Raw genomic sequence first — 19685 nt, forward strand, 5'->3', positions numbered from 1 at the left:
TTCGTTGGAATGCCATTTTTTTAAATATTCGGCCCTTATTTGAGCCGTGGATCGATCCTCAGGCTCGGTCATGCCGTTTCAAATAAGATGCGATCACGCCGGGCACTTCTTCGAGCGCCGTAACCGTAAAAAGACTGTCCTCCGGCGTCGATTCGAATTCGATCACATTATATTTCCATTCTTTCGGCTGTTTGAAATGAATGGCGTGAATGCCCGCCTGCAAGGCGGGAGCGATGTCCGTGCGAAGGGAGTTGCCGATCATCCACGTACGGGACCGGTCGAAGCCGCCTTCGGATAAAATCCGCTCCAACGCATCCGCATTTTTATGCTGCCGGATATACATCCGTTCGCCGAAATATTCGGCGAGCCCCAAGCGGTCGATTTTCCGTTGCTGTATGTCCGCCTCGCCGCCCGTATACAAATGCAGCTCATGCCCCGCCTCGAGCAGCCTGCCTAGCGTTTCCGTCATGCCCGGATAGGCCTCCACAGGCTGTTCGTACACGCTTCTGCCCAATTTCCACAATTCCGCTTCCTCTGCGCGATTGGCGCTTCTTCCCGTCAAATCGCAAAAATGGCGGTACGTCATGACGAACGATTGGGGGAAATGATCGCTGACAAAGCCGGTATCGTTCAATCCGGCGACGTCAAGCTCGACTTGTTTGTCGCGAATTTGCTTGACCGTTACGTCATAGCCTTGAAACCATGTGCCTGTCAAATCGAGAAACTGATCGATAACGATCATAAAATACTTATTGCAATAAATTAGCGTATCGTCCAAATCGAATAAAATTTGTTGCGTTTGGCCCGGTTGCCTCAAATAAAAACACTCCTTGCTCGTTAGACCCTGATATAGGATTCCAGAAACAGCTGCATTTCGGCAATGCCGTCCGCGCGTATGCTGTACCGTTCCTTTTCGCCGTCCATATGCACGCGCACCAAGCCCGCGGCGCGCAGCATCATAATATGGTGAAGGGTCGTTTCTCTCGTTAATTGCGTCTCGGCGGCGATTTCTTCTTGCGTTCGTATATCTTGCGCCAAAAAACGCAAAATACGCAACCGAATTTCGTCCGCCAGCGCGTTCGTAAACCGGATCAGATTCGTCGGCGGCTGATCTTCGTCGAACTCGGGCATATCGACCGGGTAGAGGATGAGCAATAAATCGTTGTAATAACAATATGCATTGATCGGCCGCGTATGGAGCATCGGAATGAGCATTACGGTGCTCACCTTGTCGGCCAGTTCGAGCACGACGCCGTTCGTCGCATACTCAACCAAAGCTTCCGGTTCCATTTTGTCAAGCAGCATCCGTTTCTCGGCCGCATCTTCTTCGAGCAGCGGGCTATACAGCGATTCCAATTCGCGGAAATATTGCTCATACCATTTGCGAAGCAGAGGAACGTAAGAGTTCCGGATTCGCAATATGTCCTGCCGGGACAAATTATCTATGTATGGGATCACTAGCTCATGCAGACTCTTCTCGTCGCTTTGCTCCAAGTACTGCAGATGCTCTTCGATATTGTCGGCATGGTTCCTTCGGCAAACCCACAAATACAACACGTCGTAATCGGCAAAAGGCCATTGTTTCGAATCGGCGATTTCTTGAGCGAATTCAGGGTCGAGGCGGTCGTTCACAGTTTGCAGCCATTGATGGCCCCAATCCAAATTACGGGTCCACCTTTGCGTCGCGTACACAAAAAAACTGCTCAATAGTTCGTAAGTCGGTGAATAATCCACTTTAACCTGGTATCCCATCGGGTATGCCCTCCTAAAAAACAACCTCTTCAACTATTATGGCTTGTTTTAAGGTCAATTGTCCACTATTATGTTCAATATATAGATAAGTCCGAACAAGGAGAATGGTCATATGATTAGAGTCGAACATTTATCAAGACGAATCCCTCCGCAGACGACCGTTTTAGACGATATCAGTTTTACGATCGAGCCCGGCGAATTGATCGGAATCGTCGGCGCAAGCGGCAGCGGCAAAACGTCGCTTCTGCGCTGTCTCGCTTTAAAGGACAGATGGAGCGGCGGCAAATTCCATGTCGACGGCATCGACATTTTCGGCGCCGGCTTGTCCGGTAAACGCAAAATTCGCAGAGAATGGGCTTATCTGGAGCAAAATCCGGTGTTGTCCATGTCGAGAACGGCATTGAAAAACGTGCTGATCGGCCGCTTTCATCAAACTCCGATTTGGCGCATGGCAACGGGAATGGTTCGGTCGGACGACTATATGGGCGCGATGGACGTGCTCGAACAGCTCGGCCTGCTCGACAAAGCGCATCAGAAGGCGGAGCAATTAAGCGGGGGAGAACGGCAGCGAGTAGCGATCGCCCGCGCGCTCGTTCATGGCGCGAACGTCATCTTGGCGGACGAGCCGACGTCCGGACTTGACCCGAAAGCGGCGGAAAGCGTGTTTGAACATTTGCGCGAGCTTTGCCGGCGGCAAAGAGCGACAGCGATCGTCGTGTTTCACCAACTGGAGCTTGCCGAACGGTACGCCACCCGCATATGGGGGCTCGCATCGGGCAAATTGGTCGTTGACGTCGGCGGCCGCCGTTTAACGCATCGGGAGAAAGAATTGTTTTATTGATCAAACCCATTTCATACTATAGAAACAGATTTCATCCAAACCTGCCATATTCATGGATTGTAAACTGTTTGTCACTCTTTTTCGCCGCTTCTTTTCTATAATTGATAGAGTCGGCAATTCGACAGAAAGGCAGGATGGAAAGCGGTTATGCAACAAGATTTCGGCTACAAACGACAGGAACGGCCTCCGGATGAACGGCAGCGCAGGAAGTACCGGAGAAGAAGGACGTTTTTCCGTCTTGCATGGACAGTAATGTTTATCGCAATCATTGGCATGATTATACAAATTCAAGCGATTGGCAATCAGAACGACAAGCGGAATCATTCGATTAACAGCGAGAACGCATCGGCGACGATTATCGGCCCGCCGGCTCCAAGTTCATCCTCGCAACCGGAACGGGACACGAAGCCGGAGACCAAACCGGAACAACCTGCCAAGCCGCCCGTACAGCCCGGCAAGCAGACCGGCAAAGATTCGAAAGGGACGGAACAACCCGACAAACCGAATCGCAACGATCAAGGAAACGATGCATCGGAAACCCACGCCGGCAAAGACCAAACTCATAAAAAAGTCGCATATTTGACGTTTGACGACGGACCCAGCCCGAATGCGGATAAAATTATGGATATATTGGATCAATTCGAGGCCAAGGCAACCTTTTTCATGCTGGAGCCGAATATGCGCAAACATCCCGACGCGTTGAAGCGGATGAGCAAGGACGGGCACGCGCTCGCGATGCATGGCGTCACTCATTCCGTCAAAAAGTTTTACGAATCGAAAGAATCCGTCCTGAAGGAGATGGACCAGGGAAGAGATACGGTGAAAGAGATCGCCGGCGTCGAGTCGAAGCTGATTCGCACCCCTTACGGCAGCAAGCCGAATATGAAATCCGAATATTTGACAGCCGTGCAAGATGCGGGTTATCTGCTATGGGATTGGAATATCGACAGCCTCGATTGGAAATATAAGGATAAACGCATGGTCGACGAAGTGAAAAAAGCGGTGCCGTCGCTCGAAAAGCGCGGCCAGGCTCCCATCATCCTTCTGCATGACCGCAAGCAGACGGCTCAATATTTAGAAGAAATATTAACCTATTTGCAGGACCGGGGTTACACGTTTGAACCGCTTGACGAAACGATGGAACCGTTCACGTTCAAATCGCGCCATTAATTCCGGCCGCACAGCATAATGCACTCCTCTTCGGATAAAATGAGAGCATACGAAAGGAATGTGAACTGCTTGAAAACAAAATGGTTAGGGGTCGTTTGCCTCGGTTTGGCCATGCTGCTCGCAAGCGGCTGCGAACTGACTAAAGACCCCAAGTCGCTGATGAGCGTTCCTCATTTGCCGGCGGAAAAAGAAAACTTAAAAGGGTTGATTATGTCGGCGCTTCCGGAAGGCGCTTCAATTATTCGTCCCCGCAACGCCAAAGATACGAGCGCCATTCGAATGCGAGACCTGAATCAGGACGGAGTCAAGGAAGCGATCGTATTCTATTCGACTCCCGAACAGGATGTTCGCATTCACGGAATGATCTGGGAATACAGCAAAGAGACCTGGACGAAAAAGATGGAATTCGACGGCGAAGGAACGGATTTGGATTCGTTTGAACTGCTCGACCTGACGAACGACGGCAATATCGAGTTGATCGTCGGATACGCGAATGCGGATCAAGAGGTGCAGAAAGGACTTGTCGTCTACTCCTATCAAAATAATCAGCTGGAGAAGTTATTGGAGAAGCCCTATACTTCATATGTTGTTAACGACTTGGATGGCGACGGCTCGAACGAATTGACGATCGTCATGCTGAAGCCGAATCAAACCTCGACGATTACGTCGATGCGCTATGCCGAAGGCAAGTTTAAAGATATCGGCTCCTTAACGCTGGATCCGTTCGTGAATACGTATTATAACGTCGTTGCCGGCGAGGCGGCGCCAGGGCGTAAGGCGGTCTTCATCGATGCGATGGTCGGCGCGCATTCCGCTTACACGGACGTTGTCGTACTGGAGAACGATCAGTTGCGCAAAGTCGTGTCGGATCAACAGACGTACAAACCGCAGCCGGTCCCTAGCCAGGACATTAACGGCGACGGAATTATCGAGATCGGCATGATGGAAACGCCGAAAGGATGGGAACATGTAAACTTGCCCGATATGCTGTGGTTCCATTCGTTTTATCAATGGGACGGAGCCGACGGGCTGAAGTTTATCGCCCTGCAATACCGGGATCCGTACGAACGCTTTTATTTCAATTTCCCTTCGGATTGGCGAAACAGGGTTACGCTCGATATCCGGTCGAAGCAAGGGGAATATTTGCATTTCGTCGACGTCGATACGAACGAGACGCTCGCCGAAATCGAGTTTTTCCCAACCGGCAAGTGGGAAGCGAATAAGAAGGGATGGACGGAATTGTCCCGTTCCGAAGATAGAGTCGTTGCGTTTCGCAGCAAATATGAGTTAACGGCGAAAAAGTCGAAGTTGGAGATGGAACTCCCGAAAAGTAACAAAGAAAGCGGTGATCGTCCTTGAGTAAAGTATTGATTTTGGAAGATGAAGAATCGATTCGAAGTTTTATCGTCATTAACTTGAAACGGAACGGTTTCGACGTTATCGAAGCGGCCGACGGCAACGAAGCGCTGCAAAAATACGAATCGGATCCGGATATCGATATCGCCTTGCTGGACGTCATGGTGCCGGGCATCGACGGTTTCGAAGTTTGCCGCAAAATTCGGGAGACAAACGAGCGGATCGGCATTATCTTTCTGACGGCGAAAGTGCAGGAACAAGATAAAGTGTACGCTTTGTCCGTCGGGGCCGACGATCATGTAAGCAAGCCGTTCAGCCCGACCGAATTGATTGCGAGAATTCAATCCTTGCTGCGCAGGGTGAACGTCCACCGCGAGGCGGGAGCGAAGGTCACGTTCAAATCGGGGCCGTTCACGCTCGATTTAATCTCCAAGCAATTCAAAAAACACGATCAATTGATCGACTTGACGCCGACCGAATTTTCTTTAATCCAATTGTTTCTGGAGAAAGAAGACGTTCCGCTCAGCCGCGATGTGCTCCTCGATCATGTATGGGGCAAAGAATATATGGGCGATCCGAAAATCGTCGATGTGAATATTCGGCGCCTGCGGCAGAAGATTGAGGAAGACGCTTCTTCGCCGGAATTTTTGGAAACGGTGTGGGGATTCGGCTACAAGTGGAAAGGACCCGCAGCGAGATGATCAAAAAAGGGATTCGCCGCCAAATCGTATTGCATTACTTTATCGTCGTGTTTTTAACACTGATGATTGTGGAAATCGTTTTTTTGATTGCCATTCAAACGTATTACTACAACAGCATTCGTCAATATATGATGAATCACGCGGCGGTAACGACATCCTATTACGATAAATTTTACGCAAATGCATTTGCCGAGAAAGATCCGAGTTTTTTGCCAAGCTTGCTCAAAATGTTCTCGCTCGATAATACGGAGCTGCAAATTTTGAATACAAAAGGGGAAGTGCTGATCAGCTCCAGCGGATTTCAGGTGGAGAAAAGCGTTCAAACCTCGGACGTATCGCAAGCTTTAAACGGAAGCACAGGCCGCTGGTTCGGCAAGCAGGCGGGAACGAACGAATCGGTGATGGCCATTACGGCTCCGCTGAAAATTAACGGGGAAACGAGCTATTTGCTGCGCTACGTCACGTCGCTCGAAGCGGTCAACGGCAAAATCATGTCGATCGTTCTGCTCGCCGTTGCCGTCGGAATCGTCATTTTGGCACTAGTGCTCATTATTAGCATCGGGCTCGCCAACTCCATCGTGAAGCCGCTTAACAATATTACCGCGGTATCCGCGCAAATGGCGCGCGGGCGATTTGATGTGCGCGTGGAAGGCAATTATCGTTACGAGCTCGGCGAACTCGCTTCGACATTGAACTATATGGCGGAGGAAATCGTAAGAAGCGACAAAGTGAAGAACGATTTTATATCGTCGATATCCCATGAGCTGCGTACTCCGCTTACCGGAATTAAAGGTTGGAGCGAGACGTTGGAATCGGGCAATTTCACGGATCCGGAGGAAACGAAGCTCGGGATGCATATCATTTCCAAGGAAACGGAACGGCTGATCGGCCTGGTGGAAGAACTGCTCGATTTCTCGCGCTTGCAGCAAAAAGAAGTGAAATTGAATATGAATTACGTCGAGTTGGAAACGCTCATTTCCGAAACGATATTGCAGGTGCGCTCCAAGGCGGAACAGAAGCAGATTCGGCTAACGATGAACGTAAGCGGCGTTCCGTCGCCTGTTGTCGGCGATCAGAACCGGTTGAAGCAGGTATTTTTGAATCTTATCGATAATGCGATCAAATTTTCTCATCCGGAATCGAATATTTTCATTCATATCGATCATACCGATGAGACGTGCACAGTGTCCGTCCGCGATACCGGGATCGGGATCAGCGAGGAACATGTGAAGAAAGTGACGGAGAAGTTCTATCAAGTGAATCCGCTAGGCGGAGGAACCGGCTTGGGACTTGCGATTACGAACGAATTGGTCGAACAGCATCACGGCCATTTGGAAATCGAGAGCCAGCCGGGACTAGGAACGACGGTAAGCGTTATGTTGCCGAAAGCGCCTCGGACAGAGCCGCAGCCGGAGAACGAAACGCAGAAACAGCAGCAGGAGGTTTAGTCCGATTCGGGCTAAGCCTTTTTACATTTGCGCGAAGAAGAAGAGGCCGGAAGGGTTGAAACCCGATGCAAATCGCAACTATGAAGCCGACGAAGCGTTCCCGGTTTAGACTGTTATGCGGGCGAATGTTCTACAAGTCCTATGAAATATACGAGAAAGAACATCGAATTATCCAGCAATATTGGGGCGGTTTCGTGCGCCATAATGAAATATGCCGCATTGTGCGGAAGGCGAAGCGGTGGCGGACGAGTGGATTACGGAGAACAACGCTTTAATGATGTACCAACCCTAGTTGCAGGAAACAAGGACAAACGTGACTTGACGGGAGCGGCGGAGGCGTGCATTTGGGAAGCGTTGAGGCGATGTAAGGCCGGTTGGGGTAGAGATGTGCGCGACGTTCACAATTCTAACGGATGTGGGTGACCTTAAAGCGGATAAAAGAAGTTATTTCGGATTCTAACGGATCTCAGCGCCCTTATTTGTTGTTTTTCTAGCGAAAAATGAATGAATAGAGACAAATAAGGTTCGTGGGTTCCGTTACATTTTGAAAAGTCTCGATTTTGCTCAAATAGAGTCCCATAGATCCGTTAGCCGTGAAAACGGACTCACGAATCGAACCGTCTCGAAGCAATGCGACCGCGAGGCGGTTTTTTCCATTTTGCGGAATGGAAATGATACCACAAATTACTTGTATGCATATTCATGCATTTTCATTTATAATTAGTTCTTGTTTGCAGCAAGACTAGACATAAAAGGGGATTGTAGTAATGAAAAAAATAGCGGTGGCAATCATTGCAAGCTTGTTCATAATTGGCATGTTGGCGGGATGCGGCGCGGGCGCCGCCGACCGATTGGATACCGTGCAGCAAAATAAACGGATCGTTCTCGGCACCAGCGCGGACTATCCGCCTTACGAATTTCATAAAACGATCGACGGCAAAGATCAAATCGTCGGATTCGATATTGAAATCGCCAAAGCGATTGCCGACGATCTCGGCGTTGAGCTAGTCGTCGAGGACATGAATTTCGACAGCTTGCTGATCGCCTTGAATACGGGAAAAGTCGATATGGTCATCTCCGGGATGAACCCGACGGAAAAACGCAAAAAAAATGTAGACTTCTCCAACATTTACTATACGTCCGAGCAGGCGGTATTAGTGCGCAGCGAGGATCGGGATCGTTACCAAACGATGGACGATTTGGCCGGCGCCAAAATCGGGGCCCAAAAAACGACGATCTACGAGGACATTGCCCGCTCGGTGCCGGATGCCAAAGTAGAAGCGCTTAGCAAAGTTTCCGATTTGGTATTGAGCCTGGAAGCGAAGCGGATCGATGCGATCGTACTGGAAATGCCTGTGGCGGCTGCTTATTCGAAGTCCCGTTCGAACTTGGCCGTAGCAGGAGCGGAGCCTGATTCCGGAGACGAAGGGTTCGCGATTGCCGTGAAGAAAGGCAGCGCCAAACTGGCTGAGCAAATAAACCAAACGTTGGACAGACTAACGAAAGAACAACGAATCGAACAATTCGTAACGGAGGCGACGAAACTGGCGGAAACGGATTAAGCGGCGGATAAAGGAGACAGAGTATGAATATTATCTCATTTTTCGCGGAATACAAGCAATATTTCATTACCGGCGCCGCCATGACGTTGTGGCTGTCGCTGCTTACGGTCATCTTCGGCTTCCTGCTCGGTACCGTTCTCGTATTGATGAGGCTGTCAGGCGTGAAGCCTTTGCGCTGGATCGCGGTCGCTTATGTCGAATTTCTGCGCGGAACGCCGCTGATGGTCCAATTGTTCATCATTTACTTCGGGCTGACCTCGTTCGGCATCGAACTGCCGAAATTCACGTCCGGCGTCATCGCGTTGTCGATGAACAGCGCCGCTTATTTGGCGGAAATATTGCGCGCAGGCATTCAAGGCGTCGATAAAGGACAGACGGAAGCGGCTCGCTCGCTCGGAATGAGCCATGCGATGACGATGCGTTACATTGTCTTCCCCCAAGCGCTGCGCAACGTCTTGCCGGCGATCGGCAACGAATTTATCGTCGTCATTAAGGAATCGTCCATCGTGTCTTTGATCGGCGTCTCGGATATTATGTATAACGCGGAAATTGTTCGCGGAAGCACGTTCGAGGGGATGAAACCGCTCGTGCTGGCTGCCATCCTCTACTTCATATTAACGTTTACGCTGTCCAAACTGTTCGGCGTAGCGGAACGGAGGCATCAAGCCAATGCTTAACATTTCGGGATTGCATAAATCGTTCGGCAAGCTGGCGATTTTGAACAACATCGATCTTTCCGTCCGTAAAGGCGAAGTCGTCGTCATCATTGGGCCGAGCGGCTCGGGCAAAAGCACGTTGCTCCGATGCATCAATTTATTGGAGCAACCGACGCAAGGACTGATCGAATTCGAAGGCCAGGCGATCACGGCGCCGAATTACGATATCGATGCGGCGCGCGAGAAGATGGGCATGGTTTTTCAGCAGTTTCATCTATTTCCGCATATGAACGTGTTGGATAATATTACACTGGCGCCGCGCAAGGTGAAACGTAAGGACAAGCTGCAAGCCGAAGAGGAGGCAAGGAAGCTGCTCCGAACGGTCGGGCTTGAAGACAAGTCCGGCGCGTTCCCCTCGCAGCTGTCGGGCGGGCAGAAGCAGCGGATCGCCATCGTACGGGCGCTTGCGATGGAACCTCATGTCATGCTGTTCGACGAGCCGACTTCCGCATTGGATCCGGAGATGGTGGGCGAAGTGTTGGAAGTGATGAAGCAATTGGCCGCTTCCGGCATGACGATGATCATTGTCACCCATGAGATGGGATTTGCGCAGGAGGCAGGAGACCGCATCGTCTTTATGGACGGCGGCGCGATCATCGAGCAAGGAAAGCCGGCCGATTTGTTCGGCAATCCGCAGCAGGCGCGAACTCGGCAATTTTTAAGCAAAGTGTTGTAACATGAAGATGACGATCATACGCCGAGTCTCTGTGACCGGTCGTATGATTTTTTTTGTCAACATTTACAGAATTGTAATCGAACGAATCCGAAAGATCGCGTAAAAACAAGACGTATCAAGACTTACCAACATTTTCATACATACATGGTTACAAAATTGTGATATATTCATTTTAGCCGAAACTACAACAACAGTGCGGGGGATGATTTGCAGGACAACGGCTCTGGACGAAATCGATCGTCGAGCGGCGTTTCCTAGGGGTGAATCGCAGCGTTTCAGCGCGAAGGGTTGTTCCTCAACCCTAACCCGACAACTAACCTCGTAGGCAAAAGGAGGAAATGCATTTGTTTGGCAAGAAAAAACTAGCTGCCGCAGCGATTGCATTAGCGCTATCGATGCAAGCGGTACCCGCGATGGCCGAATCGTACACGGTCGGGGACAATGATACGTTTTATGTGATTTCGCAAAGGTATAACGTGGATTTGCAACTGTTAATGAACGCCAATCCGAATATCGATCCTTTGAACATTTACAAAGGATTGAAGATTGAAATTCCGACGAACGATAAGGAAGTCCGGATTCAATCGGCTCCTGTTGCAGACCAGGCAGACGAAAAGAAGACAGGCGAGGAGTCGGCTCCCAAGATGGAGGCGAAGGCCGCTATCGCTTCAACCTTGAAAGCAGCCAACGTGATCCAAACGAATGGACAACAATTGACGTATAAGAAAAAATTGGACGTAAAGGCGACCGCCTACACTTCTGCGGCAAGCGAGAACGGCGAATGGGGCGCGGTCGATTACTTCGGAAATCCGCTCAAAGTCGGAACGGTCGCAGTTGATCCGGACATGATTCCGCTTGGAGCGAAAGTGTATGTAACCGGCTATGATTTTGACGGGTTGCCTGTGGGCGGCTTTGTCGGCAAGGCGACGGATGTAGGCGGAGCGATTGACGGCAACCGCATCGATATTTTCGTCCCGACAGGGCCATCGAAAGCGAAAACGTTCGGAATTCAAAACGTGACCATTTATATTTTGGAATAGATGAATCAGACTGAGGAAGAGTGCTCTAGCGGGGCTCTCTTTTTTTGTTATAAAAAAAGTATATTCATAAAAACGGGTCAAAATGGGGAATATTGTTAGTGTTCAACTACGATTTTCGCCAGGAGGACTCATGATCGTTGATAATGAAAAGCTTCGCCAACAAGCGCGCGAACTAGCGCTGCAGCATCAGCTCCGCACGGTTCGATTCTCGCCGAAACGGGTTTGGCGCGATTTCGACGCCGACGTAGAACGTTTGCGGTCGTTCGTGCGCTCTTTGCAAGATTGTCATGCGAGTTGCTCCCAGCCTGCGGAAGAATGGCTGCTCGACAATGCGGAATTTATCGAGGAGCAAGCGCTGGATATACGGGACCAACTGTCCGATCCCTTGCTCCGCCGATTGTTCGGGCTGCGCAAGTCGGATCAATTGCGGGTGGAATCCGTTTGCGCGGATTATCTCGAACAAACGGACGGCTCGGCGGATGCCGAATCGCTCGTTACATATATCAATGCGTACCAGGAAGTGTCCGTACTCTCCATCGGGGAAGCATGGTCGCTGCCGCTTCTGATGCGGATGACGCTGATCCGGCGTCTGGCCGATGTGATGGAATCGGTTCGGGAACGCCGGGAAATATGCGTTCAGGTCGAACGATTTCTGGCGCATGTGGAGCCCTCCAAATTCAATGCCGAGACGCTGAACGCCGCGTTGGAGGAAGCAGGGGAGCGCTTCCCGCTGTCCGGCCCGATGATCGTTCATATGGTCGGGCATCTGCGGGAGTGGGCGGACGATTCCGCCATGGTGCATGATTGGCTGTTGTGCAAACTGGAGAACGGACCGGAAAGTTTGGATCGAATCGTTTCGTACGAGCATCGGCTTCAAACTTCCTATCAGGTGACGGCAGGCAATATGATCGGCAGCTTGCGCAAATTGATTCGCTACGAATGGCGCGACATATTCCAGCGCATCTGTTTGGCGGAGCGCACATTGCGCGAGGACAGCGCGGATACGTATTCGAGGCTTGACGATTCAAGCAAAAATTTGCTGCGCAAGCGAGTCGAAGAACTGGCTGCGCTGATGCGCGTTCCGGAAAATTTGGTCGCGAAACAGGCGGTCGAGCTTGCCGCGGCGGAAGTGGAGCGGACGCATTCGATGCCGCAAGTAGCCGGGGCGGAGCCAGCCGGCCGGAAGGGCGATCGGCATGCGGGCGAGGAAGATTCGGAGGGCAGGCCGCAGGAAGACGGCGACTGCGATTCCTTTGAGCAACCTTCCCCGCCTCGCGCAACGTTTCTCGCCTATTATTTGCTCGAAGAGGACGGAATCAAGAAGCTGAAGCGCGCCTTGAAAACGTGCAGCAATCCCCGGTCGACGCCGGGAAGAGGATTGTTCCGGCGAAATAGCGGTTCCTATTTCGCCTTGCTTGGCGGCTCGTTTGTCGTCATATGGCTCGCGCTATCGGCATGGATCGGCGGCGGGGGCGATTACGGCGCGGCCGGATGGGCCGCCATCTTGCTCGCGCTGCTGTTTCCGGCCGGCGAGTGGGCCGTCACGGCGACGCATTGGTTGATCGAAAGCTTCGTCCGTCCCCGTCCGCTGCTGCGCTACGACTTTTCCGCCGGCATTCCTGAGGAAGCGAGCACGATGGTAGTCATACCGGTGATATGGTCAACGCCCGAAGAAGTGAAAGATATGGCGGACCGTTTGGAACTGCACTATCTGGCCAGCCGCGATCCGAATTTGCATTTTGCCTTGCTCGGCGACTTCACCGACGCTTCGGTACAGAAACTTCCGGAGGATGCGGAGGTGCTGCGCGAAGCGCGCGCCCGCATCGAGGCGTTGAATGCCGCCTATTCCGGCCCGAACGGTTCGACTTTTCATCTGTTTCAACGCCGCAGAGAATGGAATGAGGCGGAGGAAGTCTGGATGGGCCGCGAACGCAAACGGGGGAAACTGGTAGAGTTCGTCGAGCTGCTGCGCGGGCGCGGCGATACAACCTACGATTTCGTCGTTAGCGATGCCTCGGTCTACGGCCGGCTCCGTTATATTATTACGCTCGATGCCGATACGCAGCTTCCGCTCGGCAGCGCCCAGCGGATGATCGGCACGATGCATTTGCCGTACAACCGTCCGCGCTTGAACCGCTCCCGGACAAGGGTTGTCGAAGGATACGGCGTACTGCAGCCCCGGATCGGAATCAGCCACGAATCGGCGATGCGGTCGAGATTGGCGAAATTATGGTCCGGCGTGCCCGGAGTCGATCCTTACGCGTTTGCCGTATCCGATCCGTATCAGGACGGTGTCGGTCATGGCATCTTTACGGGCAAAGGGATCTTCGATATCAATTTGTTTGCGGAGCTGTTATGCGAACGAATTCCGGAAAACCGCGTACTCAGCCACGACCTGCTTGAAGGCGGCTTTTTGCGCGCGGGTTTGCTGTCGGATATCGAATTGGTCGACGAACATCCCGCTACATTCAGCGCCTATCAGAAAAGAATGCACCGCTGGGTGCGCGGCGATTGGCAATTGCTGATCTGGTTGAAGCGGACCGCCAGGGACCGCAGCGGCAATCTTCAGCCCGTCGATTTGTCGCCGGTCACCCGCTGGCAAATGATCGATAATTTGCGCCGCAGCTTATTGCCGCCGGTACAGCTGTTGTTGATTGCGCTCAGCTTGACGGTTCTCCCCGGATACCCCTTCCGGATGTTGGCGGTCTTGCTTATTACGTTCTTCCTTCCCGTCATTCGCCAATGTATCGCTGTTCGTCGACGCTCCGTCTGGAATCCGAAAGGAATTTCCGCCGCCTTCGGGCAAGTGCTGCTGACGATGTTGATGCTTCCGTACCAAAGCGCGCTCATGCTGCATGCGATTTGCGTTACTTTATACCGCATTTGCATTTCGAAACGGCATTTGCTCGAATGGGTCAGTTCGGCCGAGATTGAACGCAGCCGCGGACGGGGAGGCCAGCCGCTGCTGCTTGGCATGAGAGGTGGCTATGCGTTCGTCGTCGCCTTTGCGTTGGCCGTTTTGTTCGGCAGTTCCGGCGCGCTAACGGCGATAGGAATACTATTCGGCGTCGTCTGGGCCGCGGCGCCGTTCAGCATACGCTGGCTGGACGAACCGAAGGCCGAATTCGAGTGGCAGCTTTCTCCTGCGGAACAGGCGGAACTCCGAACGCTGGCCAAACAAATTTGGGCTTATTTCGAAGATTTGGCAGGTGCGGAAGATCATTACTTGCCGCCGGACAACGTGCAGTTTGAGCCGCCGAACGGCGTCGCCCACCGCACTTCGCCGACGAATATCGGTTTTCTGCTCGCATGCATCGTTGCCGCGAGAGATTTCGGTTTTATCGACACGCCCGGTATGATCAAGCGGTTGGAGCGAACCGTAGAGACGATTGAACGCATGGAGAAATGGAACGGGCATTTGTACAATTGGTACGATACGACGACGCTTGTTCCGCTGCCGCCGCTGTATGTATCGACCGTCGATTCCGGCAATTTGGTCGCATGCCTTCTCGCTGTCAAAGAAGGGATTGCGGAATGGCTCGATCGGGACGGGAAGGCGGAAGCGGATTGGGCGGAGCGCGGACGGCGCTTGCTGGCCCGGATCGAATCGCTTGCGACCGGCACCGATTTTCGTCCGCTCTACGACCATAAAGCGAAATTGTTCTCCCTCGGGTATCATGCCGGAACCGGCGAGCGCGAGACGATCTTATACGATTTGCTTGCATCGGAAGCGAGACAGGCGAGCTTCGTGGCCATCGCGCTCGGGCAAGTATCGGTGTCCCATTGGTCCGCGCTGGGCCGCTCGATGACGAAGGTCGGCGGCAAGCCGGCGCTCGTCTCCTGGTCGGGAACGATGTTCGAATATTTAATGCCGTGGCTCCTTATGCGCAACTATCGGGACACGATATGGGATCATACGTACCAGGCCGTCGTGAACCGGCAAATCGAATATGCCCGCGAACGGGGCGTTCCGTTCGGCATATCCGAATCGGGGTATTATGCGTTCGACCATCAGATGAACTATCAATACCGGGCTTTTGGCGTTCCGGGACTCGGTTTGAAACGCGGACTGGAAGAAGATTTGGTCGTTGCGCCTTACGCTGCGATCATGGCTTTGCCGTTTGCCGGGCGGCAGGGCATGGACGACTTGCGTAAAATAGGCGAACTCGACGCCCGCGGGAAATACGGGTTGTACGAGGCGATCGATTATACGGCGAATCGCATGCCGGAAGGCCGCAAATATATGGTCATCCGCAATTTCATGGCCCATCATCAAGGTATGAGCATGCTGACGCTGGCCAATTTGCTGTTGCCGTACAAAATGTACGACCGGTTTCACCGCGACAAACGGGTGCAAGCGGCGGAATTGCTGCTGAAAGAACGGATGCCGGACAAACCGGCGATTATACGCCGGACCGCGGAATCGTTTCGGCGCAAATTCGAAACGAACGCCGCGCAGGCGAGCGCCGCGCGCGAGTTTGCTACCCCTGCGACGGCGATGCCGGAAGTGTGCATCCTCTCGAACGGAACGTATACGAGCGTCGTCACGAACAGCGGCAGCGGCTACAGCAGCAGCCGCGGGATGGCCGTGTCGCGCTGGCGCTCCGATCCGACAGAGGACGACTGGGGCCAATATATGTACATACGCGATGTTACGCGCGATACGATATGGTCTCCGGCTTACCGGCCTTGCCGCGCGCCCGCGGACGAGCAAAGCATCGTATTTTCGCTGGATAAAGCAACCTTCGCCCGCAAGGACGGCGAGATGGAAACGAGCCTGGAAATATGCGTATCGCCGGAGTCGGACGCGGAAATCCGCCGGTTGACGATCGCCAATTCCGGGAGCGAAGCGCGGACGCTCGAGGTAACCACTTATCTCGAAATCGTGCTTGCCCCGCCCGGAGCGGATCATGCTCATCAAGCATTCAACAAGTTGTTCGTGGAGACGGAATATGCGGCGGAAGCCCAATGTTTGCTGGCCCGCCGCCGCCCCCGCAGCGATGACGAGCGTCCGGTTTGGGCGTTTCATGCCTTGCATGTGGCCGGTTCCTACGAAGGGTCGCCCGAATTTGAAACCGACCGGTCGAAGTTTGTCGGCAGAGGTTATTCGCTGGCCGAGCCGCAAGCGATTCGCACCTCGCTGAAGGGAACGTCCGGTTCCGTCGCAGATCCCGTATTCGCGATGCGGCGGCGCATTACGCTGGAAGCCGGAGAACGCGTCCGGTTAATCGCGGTAACCGGCATCGCCGATACGAAGGAAGACGCAATCGGCTTGGTCAAGCGGTTATCCGACGAGCATCAAGCGGATCGCTCGTTCCAACTCGCCTGGACGTATACGCAAATCGAATTGCGGCATTTGCATATGACGGCTGCCGACGCGGGACTCTTCCAGACGCTTGCGGGCAGGGCGTTATACGCGGCGCCGCTGCAACAGGAGCGAGCCGCCGGCATCGCAGCGAACTTGAAGGGGCAATCGGGATTATGGCCGCACGGCGTGTCGGGCGACCGTCCCGTCATCATGCTGCGCGCGGCCGATTTGGCGGATATGCCTTTCGTCGTCCGAATGATTCGCGGCCACGACTATATGCGCCGCATCGGAATCCAAGCCGATCTTGTCATTCTGAACGAATCGGCGGGGGGATACCAGCAAAATGTGCAGGAAGCGATCAGGCGCGCCGCGGAACAGAACATGTCCCGCTCCGGCGAAGGCGGAGTATACGTCATCGCCGCCAATCAGCTTGCGGACGAAGACAAGTCGCTGTTGTTCGCCGTATCGCGCATCGTTCTCCGCGCCGACGGTCCGAGCTTGCGCGCGCAGCTTCGCGTTCGGCGCGAGCGCCCGCTGCCGGCTCCGCTTGCGGCCGGCGCGCCGCAGCGGGCGTACGAACCGGTTGCGGCGGAGCCGGCGCAATCTTTATTGTTTTTCAACGGGATGGGCGGTTTTACGGAAGACGGCAAGGAATACCGCATCTTGATGAGAAACGGCAACCATGTGCCCGCGCCATGGATCAATGTGATGGCGAACCCGCGTTTCGGCAGTCTCGTTTCCGAACTGCTTACAGGCTACACATGGTGGCGCAACAGCCGGGAATGCAAAATTACGCCATGGTCTAACGATCCTGTGCTGGACCGTCCCGGCGAAGCATGCTATTTGCGCGATGAGGAAACCGGGGAAAGCTGGACGATCGCGGATCGCGGCCAGTCGGACGTTCCGTTCACCGTCGCGCATGGCCGCGGATATTCGCGCTTCCGGCGGGAAAGCCACGGGCTGGCGCAGGAACTGACCGTTTTCGTTCCGATCGACGATCCCGTCAAGGCGATCCGGCTCCATCTCGAGAACCGGTCCGACACGCCGCGGAACCTCTCCGTCACTTATTACGCCGAATGGGTTCTCGGGGTCCAACGCGAAGACAACGCTCCTTTTATTGTAACCGAGTGGGACGAATCGGCTGCGGCGATCATCGCGCGCAACGCATATCAAGAGACGTTCCGGGACGCGCGCGCGTTCTTGTCGATTCGTACCGGTCCGGCTCGGCCGAACTTATCCGCGAACGGGCAAGCGCCGAATGGGAAGGCCGTTTCCGAGCCGTCGCCGGAGCTTTCGTGGACGACGGACCGGCGGGAATTTATCGGACGGCTCGGCACCGCGGAACGGCCGGATGCGATGAACCGGCTTCTATTGTCCGGCAGAACGGGAGTGCAGAGCGATTCCTGCGGCGCCATCCGCAAGGGGCTGACGATCGAACCCGGCGGCAAGCGCAGCGTCTATATTTTGCTCGGATGCGAGCAATCCCGCGAAGCGGCCGTCGCTTTGCTTCGCAAATACGACCAAGATCGTGAATTCGAGCGCCAATTCGAACGCGCGCAAACATTCTGGGCGGATGTGCTGGACCAAATTACGGTGAAGACGCCGAGTCCGGAAGCGGACGTTCTGCTGAACAATTGGCTGCTATATCAAACGCTCTCGTGCCGCATGTGGGCGCGTTCCGCATTCTACCAAGCGGGCGGCGCGTACGGATTCCGCGATCAGCTGCAGGATTCGCTCGCCTTGCTACATTGCCGTCCGGATTTGACGAGGGCGCAAATCATGCTGCATGCCGCTCATCAGTACGAGGAGGGCGACGTTCAGCATTGGTGGCATGAAGAGACGGAACGAGGCATCCGCACCCGGTTCTCCGACGATTTGCTGTGGCTGCCGTATGCAGTATCGCGATACGTGGAGCAGACGGGCGACGAGAGCGTTCTGGAAGAGACCGTTCCGTATTTGCGCAGCGGACCGCTTGGCGAGGAGGAGCATGAACGATACGAAGAAACGGCCCGCTCCGAGCGCAGCGGCTCGATCTACGAACATTGCGTCATGGCGATCGAACGAAGCTTGCGCTTTGGGGAGCATGGGCTGCCGCTGATCGGAATCGGCGACTGGAACGACGGCTTGAATCGGGTAGGGGACGAAGGGCGCGGAGAGAGCGTATGGCTGGCATGGTTCCAATGCGATATTTTGCAGCGCTTCGCGGAATTATGCGAACGAACCGGAGACGGAGAGCGGGCGAAGCGCTACCGCGATATCCGCGGGCAAATCGCCGAAGCGGTCGACGCTTCCGCCTGGGACGGGCAATGGTTCCGGCGCGCCTTCACCGACGGCGGCGAGTGGCTCGGATCGGTGCGCAACGAGGAATGCCGCATCGACGCCATCGCCCAATCATGGTCCGTATTGTCCGGCGCCGCACCCCGGGACAAGGCGGTACAGGCGATGCAATCGTTCGACCGCGAACTGGTGGACCGTTCGTTAAACGTTGTCCGGCTGCTGACGCCGCCGTTTCATCGGACGGAGCCGAGCCCGGGATATATTCAAGGCTACCCGCCGGGGATCCGCGAGAACGGCGCCCAGTATACGCACGGCGTGTTATGGAGCATAATCGCTTGGTGCAAGCTGGGATGCGGAGACAAGGCGTTCGAGCTGTTCCATATGTTAAATCCGATTACGCATACGCAAACGCAGGGCGAAATTCGCAAATATTACGGCGAGCCGTACAGCATGGCGGCCGACGTATATACGGCCAGTCCGCATGAAGGGCGGGCCGGTTGGACGTGGTATACCGGAGCGGCGGGCTGGATGTATCAAGCCGGGGTGGAATGGATCGTCGGCCTGCGCCGGCGCAGAAACCGGCTGCATATCGATCCGTGCATTCCAGCCGAATGGCCGGAATTTGCCGCCAGCTATCGTTATGGAACGGCCCGTTATGAAATTGCGGTCAAAAACCCGGAGCGCAAATGTTCCGTATCCGAGCATACGACAATGCGGGTGGACGGCCAAGAGGTCCGGTTGGAAGGGAATTTCGGCGAGGACGGTCCCTATGTGGAATTGAAAGACGACGGCCGGACGCATCGGATCGTTCTGACATTGTAATCATGGAAAAACCGTG

General features: G+C 54.0%; 13 protein-coding genes and 1 riboswitch. Of the genes, 11 read left to right on the plus strand and 2 right to left on the minus strand.

The genetic code is table 11. The features are described 5' to 3' along the window. Positions 1-58: 58 nt before the first annotated feature. Both KQI79_RS14260 and KQI79_RS14265 read right to left on the minus strand, forming a co-directional pair. Positions 59-817 carry an HAD family hydrolase gene (locus tag KQI79_RS14260; protein ID WP_216538925.1) on the minus strand — a complete coding sequence of 253 codons (759 nt, stop codon included), beginning with the start codon at positions 815-817 and terminating at the stop codon, positions 59-61. Positions 818-837: 20 nt separating this feature from the next. Continuing rightward, positions 838-1752 (minus strand): ArsR/SmtB family transcription factor, encoded by a 915-nt coding sequence (locus tag KQI79_RS14265; protein WP_216538926.1) that lies wholly within the window; start codon positions 1750-1752, stop codon positions 838-840. Between the two features lie 112 nt (positions 1753-1864). On the opposite strand from KQI79_RS14265, the gene KQI79_RS14270 reads away from it, so the two are divergent. The 11 genes from KQI79_RS14270 (at position 1865) to KQI79_RS14320 (ending at position 19669) form a co-directional block, all read left to right on the plus strand. Next, the gene (locus KQI79_RS14270; RefSeq protein ID WP_216538927.1) at positions 1865-2593 is read left to right on the plus strand and encodes a phosphonate ABC transporter ATP-binding protein; all 729 of its coding nucleotides are present in this window, start codon (positions 1865-1867) and stop codon (positions 2591-2593) included. A 147-nt stretch (positions 2594-2740) separates the two neighbouring features. Then, a complete protein-coding gene (locus KQI79_RS14275; protein ID WP_216538928.1) occupies positions 2741-3763 on the plus strand; it encodes a polysaccharide deacetylase family protein in 1023 nt (340 codons plus the stop codon). A 69-nt stretch (positions 3764-3832) separates the two neighbouring features. Then, entirely contained in the window at positions 3833-5122 is a 1290-nt protein-coding gene (locus KQI79_RS14280; RefSeq protein WP_216538929.1) for a hypothetical protein, read from the plus strand. Continuing rightward, positions 5119-5820: a response regulator transcription factor gene (locus KQI79_RS14285; RefSeq protein ID WP_216538930.1), complete on the plus strand. Its 702-nt coding sequence runs from the start codon at positions 5119-5121 to the stop codon at positions 5818-5820. The genes KQI79_RS14280 and KQI79_RS14285 overlap by 4 nt, the downstream gene beginning before the upstream one ends. Continuing rightward, positions 5796-7268 carry a sensor histidine kinase gene (locus tag KQI79_RS14290; RefSeq protein WP_367398198.1) on the plus strand — a complete coding sequence of 491 codons (1473 nt, stop codon included), beginning with the start codon at positions 5796-5798 and terminating at the stop codon, positions 7266-7268. Before KQI79_RS14285 ends, KQI79_RS14290 begins: the two co-directional genes overlap by 25 nt. 65 nt (positions 7269-7333) lie before the next feature. Continuing rightward, positions 7334-7543, plus strand: a complete 210-nt coding sequence (locus KQI79_RS14295; protein WP_216538931.1) for a hypothetical protein — start codon at positions 7334-7336, stop codon at positions 7541-7543. A 492-nt stretch (positions 7544-8035) separates the two neighbouring features. Then, the gene (locus KQI79_RS14300) at positions 8036-8830 is read left to right on the plus strand and encodes a transporter substrate-binding domain-containing protein (protein WP_216538932.1); all 795 of its coding nucleotides are present in this window, start codon (positions 8036-8038) and stop codon (positions 8828-8830) included. A 23-nt stretch (positions 8831-8853) separates the two neighbouring features. Continuing rightward, positions 8854-9507 carry an amino acid ABC transporter permease gene (locus tag KQI79_RS14305; protein WP_216538933.1) on the plus strand — a complete coding sequence of 218 codons (654 nt, stop codon included), beginning with the start codon at positions 8854-8856 and terminating at the stop codon, positions 9505-9507. Beyond that, the gene (locus KQI79_RS14310) at positions 9500-10222 is read left to right on the plus strand and encodes an amino acid ABC transporter ATP-binding protein (RefSeq protein ID WP_216538934.1); all 723 of its coding nucleotides are present in this window, start codon (positions 9500-9502) and stop codon (positions 10220-10222) included. The genes KQI79_RS14305 and KQI79_RS14310 overlap by 8 nt, the downstream gene beginning before the upstream one ends. 164 nt (positions 10223-10386) lie before the next feature. After that, positions 10387-10565: riboswitch (cyclic di-AMP (ydaO/yuaA leader) on the plus strand. After that, a complete protein-coding gene (locus tag KQI79_RS14315) occupies positions 10561-11262 on the plus strand; it encodes a 3D domain-containing protein (RefSeq protein ID WP_216538935.1) in 702 nt (233 codons plus the stop codon). (Overlaps the previous riboswitch by 5 nt.) A gap of 130 nt (positions 11263-11392) precedes the next feature. Further along, positions 11393-19669 (plus strand): glycoside hydrolase family 94 protein, encoded by an 8277-nt coding sequence (locus KQI79_RS14320; RefSeq protein WP_216538936.1) that lies wholly within the window; start codon positions 11393-11395, stop codon positions 19667-19669. The last annotated feature ends 16 nt before the right edge of the window (positions 19670-19685 follow it).

It is taken from the genome of Paenibacillus sp. MSJ-34 (genome assembly GCF_018918005.1).
Lineage (GTDB): Bacteria > Bacillota > Bacilli > Paenibacillales > Paenibacillaceae > MSJ-34.

Coding starts and splice junctions, on each gene's coding strand:
- KQI79_RS14265 (WP_216538926.1), bottom strand. CDS start 1,752: ATGGGATACCAGGTTAAAGTGGATTATTCACCGACTTACGAACTATTG.
- KQI79_RS14270 (WP_216538927.1), top strand. CDS start 1,865: ATGATTAGAGTCGAACATTTATCAAGACGAATCCCTCCGCAGACGACC.
- KQI79_RS14275 (WP_216538928.1), top strand. CDS start 2,741: ATGCAACAAGATTTCGGCTACAAACGACAGGAACGGCCTCCGGATGAA.
- KQI79_RS14295 (WP_216538931.1), top strand. CDS start 7,334: ATGCAAATCGCAACTATGAAGCCGACGAAGCGTTCCCGGTTTAGACTG.
- KQI79_RS14300 (WP_216538932.1), top strand. CDS start 8,036: ATGAAAAAAATAGCGGTGGCAATCATTGCAAGCTTGTTCATAATTGGC.
- KQI79_RS14305 (WP_216538933.1), top strand. CDS start 8,854: ATGAATATTATCTCATTTTTCGCGGAATACAAGCAATATTTCATTACC.
- KQI79_RS14310 (WP_216538934.1), top strand. CDS start 9,500: ATGCTTAACATTTCGGGATTGCATAAATCGTTCGGCAAGCTGGCGATT.
- KQI79_RS14315 (WP_216538935.1), top strand. CDS start 10,561: ATGCATTTGTTTGGCAAGAAAAAACTAGCTGCCGCAGCGATTGCATTA.
- KQI79_RS14320 (WP_216538936.1), top strand. CDS start 11,393: ATGATCGTTGATAATGAAAAGCTTCGCCAACAAGCGCGCGAACTAGCG.